This window comes from Streptomyces montanus, from assembly GCF_005786655.1.
Lineage (GTDB): Bacteria > Actinomycetota > Actinomycetes > Streptomycetales > Streptomycetaceae > Streptomyces > Streptomyces sporangiiformans.
Genome location: NZ_VBZC01000027.1, coordinates 98,204 through 111,180, shown reverse-complemented (window position 1 = coordinate 111,180; position 12,977 = coordinate 98,204). Strand labels below are relative to the sequence as shown.

At 71.3% G+C, this 12,977-nt stretch carries 1 protein-coding gene; it reads right to left on the bottom strand.

Going from position 1 to position 12,977, the window contains the following annotated elements:
- Positions 1-23: 23 nt before the first annotated feature.
- Positions 24-12,659, bottom strand: a complete 12,636-nt coding sequence (locus FE633_RS24440; RefSeq protein ID WP_138047324.1) for a type I polyketide synthase — start codon at positions 12,657-12,659, stop codon at positions 24-26.
- Between the last annotated feature and the right edge of the window lie 318 nt (positions 12,660-12,977).

The window sequence follows — 12,977 nt, the reverse complement described above, 5'->3', positions numbered from 1 at the left end:
AAATGTCGTGACGGGGTGTCGGTTCAGGAAATCCCGAGTTCCCTGTCGATCAGGTCGAACATGTCCTGGTCGGAAGCAGTGGTCAGTTCTTCGTCCACAGTCGGTTCCTGCGGGCTGTCGCCGGTGTCCGCCCACGTGTCCAGCAGGGCGCGCAGCCCTTCGGCGAAGGCCTGGCGGGCGGCGGGATCCGTCGCCTGCCGCAGCGCGGCCTCCACCTGTTCCAGCCCTGCGGGTACGGGGCCGACAGGTCCGCCGGCGGGCCGCAGGAGCTCTGCGTTCAGGTGCTCGGCCAACGCCTTCGGTGTCGGATGGTCGAACACGACGGTTGCCGAGAGTTTGGTGCCGAATTCGGCGCCGAGCCGGTTGCGCAGTTCCACGGCGGTCAGGGAATCGAAGCCCATCTCCCGGAAGGCCTGGCCGGCCTTGACCGTGTCCGCCGTGGCGTGCCCCAGCACCGCTCGGGCGTGGGTGCGGACCAGGCCGACGAGCCGACGCACACGCTTGGCCTCCGGCAGCTCCGCGAGCTCCCGCAGCAGTGCGGGCGGCGCGTCGCTCCGTTCCCCGGCCCCCTCGGTCTGCTCCGCTCGCTGCCGGTCGATCAGCTGCCGCACCTCGGGCACCTCGTCCAGGAGGGGGCGATGCCCGTGGGCACAGTAGGCGGGCACGAAGCGGTCCCATCGGATGTCAGCGACGACGAGCGTGGTCTCCCGCCCCGCCACCGCCTCCCGCAGTGCGCGCACCGCCGGTTCCGGTTCCATCGGCGAGACTCCCCGACGGCTCAGCTGCTCGGCGACCGTCACGTCCACCATGCCGCCGCCTGCCCAGGCCCCCCAGGCGATCGAGGTCGCCGGCAGTCCCTGCGCCTGCCGGCGCTCGGCCAGCGCGTCGAGGTGGGCATTGGCCGCCGCGTACGGAGCCTGCCCGCCGTTGCCCCACACGCCGGCTCCGGAGGAGAAGAGGACAAAGGCCTCCAGCGGGTGGTCGGCGAGCAGTTCGTCCAGGTTCAGGGCACCGGTGACCTTGGCGCGCAGAAGGGCGACGACGTCGTCCATGGACAGGTCGGCCAGCGGCCGTGCCGCGTCGACCGCACCCGCCGTGTGTACGACGGCCGTCAGCGGAAGGTCACCGGGAACGGCGTCGATCACCGCGGCGAGTGCGGCACGGTCGGCCACGTCGCAGGGCGCGATGGTGACGCGGCAGCCCATTTCGGTGAGTTCGCACCGCAGTTCCTCCGCGCCTGGGGCGTCGCTCCCCTGCCGGCTGGTCAGCAGCAGGTGTTCGGCACCGTCGCGGGCCAGGGCGCGGGCGACGTGCGATCCGAGCGCACCGGTCCCACCGGTGATCAGTACGGTGCCACGCGGCTGCCACAACTCGCCCGCGGCGGAGGAGGGCTCGGCCGCAGCGGCTTCGGTGGATGACATGTCGGAGGGCTTGTCGGCGGGCTTGTCGGCGGGCTTGTCGGCGGGCTTGTCGGCGAGATTGCCGGAGAGCTTGAGCGGGAAGCGCACCATGCGTCGCCCAAGAATCCCGGCCGCTCGCACCGCGAACTCCGTTTCCCTGCCGCCGCCGTCCGCGTCCACCGCCCCGACGCCCGCGAGCAGACCGGGCAGTTGCTTCAGGCCGGACGCTCCGTCGGTGGCCGGAAGGTCGACCAGGCCGCCCCAGCGGTCGGGGGTGTCGAGGCCGATCACGCGTGCCAGCCCCCAGACCGCCGCCCGCGCGGGATGCGTGACGATGTCCTCGGGGCCCGTGGAAACGGCCCCCCGGGTGACACACCACAGCCGCCCGTGCAGCCCGGTGTCGTCCAGAGCCTGTGCCAGCGTCACCGTGCCGAGCAGGCCGCAGGAGACGCCCGGGCTGCGGTCGCTGTCCCGGTCGTTCAGCGCGAGCAGGGAGAGGATCCCGCCCAGAGGCTCGTCCGTGTCCAGTTCGGCGACGAGTCGTCCGGCCAACTCGGCACGGTCGGCACCGGCGGGCACGGAGAATTCGCTGATCCGGGCGCCCGATGCCTGCAGCACACCGATGGCGTTCTGTACGAAGCCGTCGTCTTCGTGGCCTTCGGGGATCACGACAAGCCAGGTGCCGTCCAGGCCGGCGTCCGCAGCAGGCGGGGCCTGGGGCCGCCATACGACGCGGTAGCGCCAGCTGTCGAGCATGGACCGCTGCTGACGGCCCTTGCGCCAGGACGACAGCGCGGGCAGCACCTCACCCAGCGCCTCTTGATCCGCCAGGCCCAGCGTCTCGGCAAGGCCTTCGAGGTCCTCGCCCTCGACCGTCTCCCAGAACGCCTTGTCAACAGCATCGGTCCCCACCGACGTCGGGACGACCTCACGGCTCGGTTCCAGCCAGTAGTGCTGCCGCTGGAAGGCATACGTCGGCAACTCGACACGCTTCGGCGCATGCCCGTCGAAGGCCGGCGTCCAGTCGACCTCCACGCCACGGGTCCACAGCTCACCCAACGAGGCGTAGAACCGCTGCAGCCCGCCATCGCCACGCCGCAATGTCCCGGCCACCACAGCCTCCGAGTCGGCCGCCTCCACCGTCTCAGCCACCGGCACCGACAACACCGGATGCGGACTCACCTCAACAAACGCACCGAACCCCGAAGTCGCAAGCGTGCGAACGGCAGGCTCCAGCTTCACCGTCTGCCGCAGATTCGCATACCAATACCCGCCATCGGTGACCGGCTCCTCGATCCACTCCCCCGTCACCGTGGAGAAGAACGGCACCTCAGGCACCCGAGGCTCCAACCCACCCAGAACCTCAGCCAACTCCTCTTCGATCAACTCCACATGCGCCGAATGCGAGGCATAGTCCACCTCGATCCGCCGCACCCGCACACCCTCCACCTCGCAGTGCGCGACCAGCTCATCCAACGCGTCCGCATCACCGGAAACCACCACCGACGACGGCCCATTCACCGCCGCCACCGACACCCGGCCCTCCCACCGCGCCAGCAACACCTCAACCCCGGCCCGCGACAGAGCCACCGACACCATCCCGCCACGGCCCGCCAACCGCACCAGAGCACGCGAACGCAACGCCACCACCCGCGCCCCGTCCTCCACACTCAACGCACCCGCCACCACCGCAGCCGCAATCTCCCCCTGCGAATGCCCCACCACCGCAGCAGGCACCACACCATGAGCACGCCACAGCTCCGCAAGCGACACCATCACCGCCCACAACACCGGCTGCACCACATCCACCCGCTCCAGACCCGGCGCACCCTCCACCCCCCGCACCACATCCACCAACGACCAGTCCACAAACCCAGACAACGCCGCCTCACACTCACCCAACCGCGCAGCGAACACCGGCGAAGAATCCAGCAACTCCACCGCCATCCCCACCCACTGCGCCCCCTGCCCCGGAAACACAAACACCGGCTTGGCCACATCGCCCGAGGCGGCACCTGTCGCCACGACGTTCGGCCCGATCAGCACGGCACGGTGCTCAAAGACAGGACGGTCGGTCTGGAGTGACCAACCGGCGTCCACCGGATTCAGGTCATGTGCACGGATGTGCGACAACAGGCGCTCCACCTGCTCCTCAAGGGCTTCGGAGGACCGGGTGGACACCGTGAGCGGTACGACGGGCGGCTGTTCCGCACCGGAGGTGTCAGCTGACGGTTCCTCCGCGGGTTCCGGCTGTTCGAGGACGACGTGCGCGTTCGTACCGCTGATGCCGAAGGACGACACACCAGCCCGCCGCGGACGGTCCTCCCCCTCCCACGACCGCGCCTCCGCCAGCAACTCCACCGCGCCCGCGGACCAGTCCACGAACGGCGACACCTCGCCGGCGTGCAACGACTTGGGCAGCACACCCTGCCGCATCGCCATCACCATCTTGATCACACCGGCCATGCCCGAAGCGGCCTGCGTATGGCCGATGTTGGACTTCACCGAACCCAGCCACAACGGACGGCCCTCCGCCCGCTCCTGCCCGTACGTCGCGATCAACGCCTGCGCCTCGATCGGATCACCCAACCGCGTCCCCGTACCGTGCGCCTCCACCACATCCACATCCGCCGCCGACAACCCCGCGTCCGCCAACGCCGCCCGGATCACCCGCTGCTGAGACGGACCATTCGGCGCCGTCAACCCATTCGACGCACCGTCCTGGTTCACCGCCGAACCCCGCACCACCGCCAACACCCGATGCCCACGACGCCGCGCATCCGACAACCGCTCCAGGACCAGCACACCCACGCCCTCCGAGAGGGCGAACCCGTCGGCCGCTGCCGAGAAGGGCTTGCACCGGCCATCCTCCGCGAGCGCCCTCTGACGGCTGAAGGCAACGAACTGGCCGGGCCCGGTCATCACCGTGACGGCGCCCGCGAGGGCGAGTGAGCACTCGCCGGACCGCAGCGACCGGACCGCCATGTGCAAGGCCACCAGCGACGACGAACACGCCGTGTCGACCGTCACCGCAGGACCTTCGAGCCCCAGCGTGTACGCGATGCGCCCGGACGCCACACTCGCCGCCGCCCCCGTCGCCAGATAGCCCTCCGCTTCTCCGGTCGCCGCGCGGAGCCGGGCGGCGTAGTCCTGGTCGGCCATGCCGACGTACACACCTGTCGTACTCCCGCGCAGCGCCTTCGGGTTGAGGCCGGCCCGCTCCAGGGCCTCCCAGGTGGCCTCCAGGAGCAGCCGCTGCTGCGGGTCCATCGCCAGTGCCTCGCGCGGCGAGATCCCGAAGAACGCGGCATCGAACTCCGCTGCGTCGTAAAGGAATCCGCCCTCACGGACATAACTGGTGCCGGACCGGTCGGGGTCCGGGTCGTACAGCGCCTCCAGGTCCCAGCCCCGGTCCGCCGGCAACGCGGAGACCGCGTCGGCCTCGTCCCGGACCAGCCGCCACAGGTCCTCGGGAGAACGCACCCCACCGGGGAAGCGACATCCCATCGAGACGATCGCGATCGGCTCGTCGCCCTCCCGGTCGTCCGACTCCCCGTTGTCCGACGCCCTGATGTCCGTCGCCGTGGCCGCGTCGGCCGCGCCGGAATCGCTCAGCTCACCGAGGAACGCGGCCAGCGTCGCGATACTGGGGTGGTCGAACACGACGGTGGTGGGCAGGCTCAGTTCGGTGGCCCGGGCCAGCCGGTTGCGCAGTTCGACGGCCGTCAGGGAATCGAACCCGAGCTCCTTGAAAGCGCGCTCGACCTCAAGAGAGCCGGCGTCGTCATGGCCGAGCACCGAGGCGACCTGCTCGCGCACGACTTCCTGGAGCACCGCCAGGCGCTCGGTCGGGTCGAGCCCGGAGAGCCGCTCGGCCAGGGCGGACTCGCGACCCGAACCCGGCTCCTCGCCCCCGTCCGCCCGGGCCTCCGGCAGCTCGGCGAGCAAGGGACTGCGCCGTACGGACGTGAACACACCGGCGAAGCGCCGCCAGTCGACGTCGGCGATCGCGACGAAGGTCTCGCCGAGGTCCAGTGCCTGTTGGAGGCCCGCGACGGCGGTGTCCGGGTCGATGACGGGCACCCCCCGGCGGCGGAGCGTGTCCTGTACGGACTCGGCGATCATGCCGCCCCCTGCCCAGGGGCCCCAGGCCACCGAGAGGACGGGCACGCCGTCGGCGCGCCGCCGCTCGGCACACGCGTCGAGGATGGCGTTGGCGGCGGCGTACGCCCCGTGGTCGGCCACGCCCCAGGTGCCGGAGATGGAGGAGAAGTACACGACCGCGTCGAGTTGAGCCGGGTCGAGCAGGGCGTGGAGTTGATCGGCGCCCAGCACCTTGCCCGACAGCGCGGCGGCCAGGTCACTGACACCGGCCGTGGCCAAGGTGCCGAGTGGGCTGACGCCCGCCGCGTGCACGACCGCGCGTACGGGGGTCGCGCCGTCCTGCTGGACCTCACACAGGAGCGCGCCGAGCGCGTCCCGGTCGGCGACGTCGCAGGAGGCGACGGTAACCCGGGTGCCCTGTTGCTCCAGCTCCGCGCTCAGCTCCGCCATACCCGGGGTGTCGGCGCCGCGACGTCCCGTCAGTACGAGATGCTCGGCGCCGTTGCGGGCGAGCCAGCGGGCCATACGCCGCCCCAGGGCACCGGTGCCACCGGTGATCAGAACGGTGCCGCGCGGCTTCCACCCCCTGGGCGCGGTGACGTCCTTGCACGGGGCGTGCACGAGCCTGCGTCCGAAGACGCCCGCGCCACGAATCGCCACCTGGTCTTCGGCCTGCCCGCCGACGGCCACGTCCAGGAGCAGCGCAACGGTACGCGCGTCCACCGCGTCCGGCAGATCGACCAATCCGCCCCAGCGCCGCGGATGTTCCAGAGCCGCGACCCTGCCGAGCCCCCAGATGCCCGCCTGGACAGGGGCGGTCGGCGCAGAGTCCTGCTCCGTGGCCACCGCGCCACGCGTGGCGCACCACAGCGGCGCGTCGATCTCCGCATCACCGAGCGCCTGCACGAGCGCGAGGCTCACCGCCAGGCCCACGGGGACGGAGGGGTTCTCCGGGTGCGGCTGTTCCTCGATGCCTGCCAGGGAGAGCACACCGGTGAGAGGCCCGTGCGCGACCTCGGCCCGAAGTCGCCCGGCCAGCGCTTCTCGCTCCGCGTCCCGCACACCCAGGGTCAACACCCGTAGGCGATACGCCCGTTCGCCCATCTCACCCACGACGGCTTGTACGAGGGTGTCGTCCTCGTGGCCTTCGGGGATCACCAGAAGCCAGGTGCCGTCCAGCCCGGCGTCCGCAGCGGGCCGGGCCAGGGGCCGCCACGCGATGCGATACCGCCAGCCATCCAGCTTGCTCCGCTCCCGACGCCCCTCGCGCCAGGAGGACAGCGCGGGCAGCACCTCACCCAGCGACCCGGTATCCGCCACCCCCAGGGTCGCGGCCAGCCCCTCCAGATCCTCCCGCTCGACCGTCTCCCAGAACCGCGCCTCCACCGGATCCGCCGCCACCGCGGGCCTGGACGGTTCCAGCCAGTAGCGCTGCCGCTGGAAGGCATACGTCGGCAACTCGACACGCTTCGGCGCATGCCCGTCGAAGGCCGGCGTCCAATCGACCTCCACACCCCGGACCCACACCTCACCCAGGGAGGCATAGAACCGCTCCAGACCGCCGTCACCACGCCGCAGCGTCCCGGCCACCACCGCCTCCGAGCCGGCCGCCTCCACCGTCTCAGCCACCGGCACCGACAACACCGGATGCGGACTCACCTCAACAAACGCACCGAACCCCGAAGTCGCAAGCGTGCGGACCGCCGACTCCAGCTTCACCGTCTGCCGCAAATTCGCATACCAATACCCGCCATCGGTGACCGGCTCCTCGATCCACTCCCCCGTCACCGTGGAGAAGAACGGCACCTCAGGCACCCGAGGCTCCAACCCACCCAGAACCTCAGCCAACTCCTCTTCGATCAACTCCACATGCGCCGAATGCGAGGCATAGTCCACCTCGATCCGCCGCACCCGCACACCCACTTCCTCGCAGTGCGCGACCAACTCATCCAACGCGTCCGCATCACCGGAAACCACCACCGACGACGGCCCATTCACCGCCGCCACCGACACCCGGCCCACCCACGACGCCAGCAACACCTCAACCTCGGCCCTCGGCAGAGCGACGGAAACCATCCCGCCACGGCCCGCCAACCGCACCAGAGCACGCGAACGCAACGCCACCACCCGCGCCCCGTCCTCCACACTCAACGCACCCGCCACCACCGCAGCCGCAATCTCCCCCTGCGAATGCCCCACCACCGCAGCAGGCACCACACCATGAGCACGCCACAGCTCCGCAAGCGACACCATCACCGCCCACAACACCGGCTGCACCACATCCACCCGCTCCAGACCCTCACCGGAACGCACCACATCCACCAACGACCAGTCCACAAACCCAGACAACGCCGCCTCACACTCACCCAACCGCGCAGCGAACACCGGCGAAGAATCCAGCAACTCCACCGCCATCCCCACCCACTGCGCCCCCTGACCCGGAAACACAAACACCGGACGGTTCACGGAGTCCGGGGCGAAACCGGAGCAGTGCGGCGCCCGCAGCGCGGTCACCATGGCCGAGGGATCCGAGCCCACCGCCATCGCGCGGTACTCGAATGCGGTACGTCCCGAGAGGAGCGACCAGCCCACCTCAACGGCGCCGGGAGCGGTCGCGGTCACACAGGCGTCGAGCCGTTCGACCTGCGCCTCGAGTGCCTGTGGAGTACGTGCCGAGACGAGCCACGGCACCACCACACCGTTGGCCGGTTCGGCCGGTTCGGCGGACGCGGTGCGCTCCTCCTCCACGGGTTCGGGCTGTTCGAGGACGACGTGCGCGTTCGTACCGCTGATACCGAAGGACGACACACCAGCCCGCCGCGGACGGTCCTCCCCCTCCCACGACCGCGCCTCCGACAGCAACTCCACCGCGCCCGCTGACCAGTCCACGTGCGGGGTCGGCTCACCGGCGCACAGCGACTTCGGCAGCACACCGTGCCGCATCGCCATCACCATCTTGATCACACCGGCGACACCGGCCGCCGCTTGGGCGTGTCCGATGTTGGACTTCAGGGAGCCCAGCCACAACGGACGCTCCTCCGCCCGATCCTGCCCGTACGTCGCGATCAGCGCCTGCGCCTCGATCGGATCACCCAGCTTCGTCCCCGTACCGTGCGCCTCCACCACATCCACATCCGCCGCCGACAGCCCCGCGTCCGCCAACGCCGCCCGGATCACCCGCTGCTGGGACAGACCGTTCGGCGCCGTCAACCCATTCGACGCACCGTCCTGGTTCACCGCCGAACCCCGCACCACCGCCAACACCCGATGCCCACGACGCCGCGCATCCGACAACCGCTCCAGGACCAGCACACCCACGCCCTCGGCCCAGCCCGTGCCGTCGGCACCGGCGGCGAACGGCTTGCACCGGCCGTCCGGAGCCAGCCCGCGCTGCCGGCTGAACTCCGTGAACATGCCGGGGCCGGCCATGACCGTGGCTCCGCCCGCGAGGGCGAGTGAGCACTCGCCGGACCGCAGCGACCGGACCGCCATGTGCAAGGCCACCAGCGACGACGAACAAGCCGTGTCGACCGTCACCGCAGGACCTTCGAGCCCCAGCGTGTACGCGATGCGCCCGGACGCCACGCTCGCCGTGGTGCCCGTGAGTACGTGGCCTTCGACGTCCTCGTCGCCCTCGTACAGACGGGGTCCGTACTCCTGCGCGGTGGCACCGACGAAGACGCCCGTGGGGGTGGACTGGAGGGAGCGCGGATCGAGTCCGGTACGCTCGACCGCCTCCCAGGCAGTCTCCAGGAGCAGTCGCTGCTGCGGGTCCATCGCCAGTGCCTCGCGCGGCGAGATCCCGAAGAACGCGGCATCGAACTCCGCCGCGTCGTAAAGGAATCCGCCCTCACGGACATAGCTGGTGCCGGGCCGTTCGGCGTCGCCGTCGATGAGCGCGTCCAGGTCCCAGCCGCGGTCGGCCGGGAAGGCGGAGACCGCGTCGACCTCGTCGCGCACCAGTCGCCAGAGGTCCTCGGGCGACTGGACGCCTCCCGGGAGGCGGCAGGCCATGGAGACGATGGCGACAGGCTCGTCGGAGGGACGGTCGGCCGGAGCCGCGGTGGCGGGCCCGGTGGCGGGCGCGTCGGTGCCGCTCAGTTCGCGGTCCAGGTGGCGCGCCAGGCGGGCGACGGAGGGGTGCTCGTAGAGCACCGTGTTGGGCATCCTCAGCCCGGTGGCCAGGTTGAGGCGGTCGCGCAGTTCGACGGCGGTGACCGAGTCGAAGCCGAGTTCCTTGAACGAACGTGTGACGTCGACGGCCTTCGCGTCACCGTGGCCGAGGACGACGGCCGCGTTCTCCCGTACCAGGCGCAGGCTGTCACCGCGGGCGTGGGGCGCCTCGGGCGCGGAGCCTGACGCCACCTCGGGCCCGGAGGCCGACGCCGCCGTGGGCACGGAACCGGACGCCGCCTCGGTGGCGGCGACAGCCGGGGGATGCACGGGCCCGCCGATCCAGTGACGCCGCCGCTGGAAGGCGTACGTGGGCAGGTCCACGACAGCGGGTGTGCGGCCCGCGAAGGCGGGTGTCCAGTCGACGTCGGCGCCGCGCGTCCACAGCTCGCCGAGGGAGGTGTAGAAGCGGGCGAGTCCTCCGTCGTCGCGCCGCAGGGTGCCGGTGACGACGGCGGGCGCGTCCGGGGTGGTGGCCTCCGCGGTCTCCTGGAGCGGGACGGTCAGCACGGGGTGCGGGCTGACCTCGACGAACGCCCCATGCCCTGCGGTGGCGAGGGCCCGTACGGCCGGTTCGAGGAGGACCGGCTGCCGCAGGTTGGCGTACCAGTAGGCGGCGTCGGTTCCGGTCTCGTCCAGCCAGTCGCCGGTGACGGTGGAGAAGAACGGCACGTGCGGCCGACGGGGGGTAACGGGTGCGAGCACCCGCAGCAGTTCGTGGCGTACGGCTTCCACATGAGCCGAGTGGGAGGCGTAGTCGACGCCGACGCGCCGGACGCGGATGCCCTGTGGTCCGGCCGCGGTGGCCAGTTCGTCCAGTGCCTGCGCATCGCCGGAGACCACCGTCGAGGAGGGGCCGTTGAGAGCGGCGACCGTGATGCGACCGTCCCAGGGGGCGATCAACTCCTCCGCCCCTTGTCTGGGCAGGGCCACGGAGGCCATCCCGCCGGGCCCCGCTATGGCGGCGAGTGCCTTGCTGCGCAGGGCGACGACCAGGGCGCCGTCCTCCAGGCTCAGTGCGCCCGCGACGACGGCGGCCGCTATCTCACCCTGCGAATGTCCCGCCACCGCGGCAGGCACCACACCATGGGCGCGCCAGAGCTCGGCCAGCGACACCATGACGGCCCACAGGACCGGCTGGACGACATCGGCGCGGTCCATCGGGGGTGCGTCGGCGTCGCCGCGCAGGACGGCGGTCGGGGACCAGTCGAGGTGCGGGGCGAGGGCGGCCTCGCATTCGGCGAGCCGGGCGGCGAACTCCGGGGAGGTGCACATCAGTTCGGCTGCCATGCCGGGCCACTGGCTGCCCTGCCCGGGGAAGACGAAGACGGCGTTGTTCACGGCGTCCCCGGCGGGTCCGGGGGACATGGAGGCGGCCAGGGCGGTGAGGATGGCGTCGGAGTCGGTGCCGACGCCCACCGCGCGGTGGGCGAAGTGGGTGCGGGTGGTCAGCAGGGACCAGGCGATGTCCACCGGGGCGGCGGCGTCGGTCACCGTGGTGCCGGCGGCACCGGTCACGGTGGGGTGGGCGGCGAGCCGGTCCGTCTGGGCGCGCAGGGCCTGTGGTGTCCGAGCCGACACGAGCCACGGCACGACCGGGCGGTCGGTGCCGGCGGGGCGCGGCTCGGCGCCTGCCGAAGACGACCGTGCCGGCGCCTGCTCCAGGACCAGGTGTGCGTTGGTGCCGCCCATGCCGAAGGAGGAGACGCCCGCGACGAGGGGGCGGGCGGCGTCGGCCGGAGTCCAGTCCGCCGCCTCCTGCTGCACGCGCAGACCGAGCGCGTCCATGTCGATGGCGGGGTTGGGGGTGGCGTAGTTGAGGCTCGGCACGAGGCGGCCGTGGGCGAGGCAGAGGACGACCTTGATCAGTCCCGCGATGCCGGCCGTCCCCTCCAGGTGGCCGATGTTGGTCTTGACCGAGCCGACACGCAGGGGCGTGCGGCGGGTGGGCGCCGTACCGAGGACCGCGCCCAGCGCCGTGGCTTCGACAGGGTCGCCGGCCCGGGTTCCGGTGCCGTGGAGTTCGACGTAGTCGACGAGGCCGGGGTCGACGCGTGCCCGGGCGTACGCCTGCCGCAGGACGGTGGCTTGAGCCTCCGCGTCGGGGGTGGTCAGGCTGGTGCCGGCGCCGTCGTTGTTGACCATGCCGCCGCGGATCACGGCGTGGATGCGGTCGCCGTCGGTGAGGGCCTTGGACAGGGTCTTCAGTACGACGAGGCCGGCGCCCTCGCCACGGACGAATCCGTTGGCACGGGCGTCGAAGGTGTGGCACTGCCCGTCGGGGCTGAGGGCGCCCAGGTGCGCGACGGCGAGTGTGCCGCTCGGCAGGAGATTGAGGTGCACGCCTCCGGCGAGCGCGAGTTCGCAGTCGCCATTGCGCAGGCTGTCGCAGGCGAGCTGGACGGCGACGAGGGAGGAGGACTGGGCGCTGTCGACGGACAGGCTCGGGCCGGTCACCCCCAGCGCGTACGAGAGGCGGTTGGCGATGAGGCCGCGGTTGAGGCCGGTCATCGTGTGATGTCCGATGCCCTCGGGGCCTTGGCGGTGGACGAGCTGGGCGTAGTCGGAGACGTCGGCGCCCACGAAGATGCCGGTGGCCTTCGGGACTTGGTCGGCGGGCGTGCGTGCGTGTTCCAGCGCTTCCTGTCCGAGTTCGAGCACGAGTCGCGCCTGCGGGTCCATGGCCTCGGCCTCACGCGGCGAGATTCCGAAGAAGTCCGCGTCGAAGTCCGCCGGGGCGTCGAGGAAGCCTCCCCTGAGGGGGATGGGGCTTCCGTCGGGCCCGGCCGGCGTCGTACCGGACAGTGCCTCGTCCCGGCGCTCCTGGGGAGTGTCGGTGACGGCATTGCGGCCTTGTTCGAGGAGGCTCCAGTAGGCGTCCGGTCCCTGAGCGCCGGGCAGCCGGCAGGCGAGGCCGACGACGGCAACGGGCTCGTGTTCCGAAGCGGTGGTCCAGGAGGCCGCGGAGACCGGCTCGTTCATGAAAGGCACTCCAAACACCAAGAGGACAGGGTCGGGGCGCCAACACGGTTGCACGACCCCACCCCGCCGGCATCGCTCGCGCCAGGTGCTCTAGGGGAATCTCTAAGCGGTCTCCGTCCGCCCCCTTCGGCGGTCACCGGCAGCGTCATATAGCGAGGACCGATGTGCGAGGCAACAGCCAAAACTTTAGGAGTACGCCGGAATTCCGCAGGCCATGCTGGGGCCAGGGCAGCCGGCCGTCGACGCCGCGGACCCCTGTGGGCCCGGAAGACGGCGCACACCGCACAACCCCGTGTCCAGGGAAGGGATGAGACAATA

What these genes read in the sequence shown, in the direction of transcription:
- FE633_RS24440 (WP_138047324.1), bottom strand. Translation starts at nt 12,659, where the DNA reads ATGAACGAGCCGGTCTCCGCGGCCTCCTGGACCACCGCTTCGGAACAC.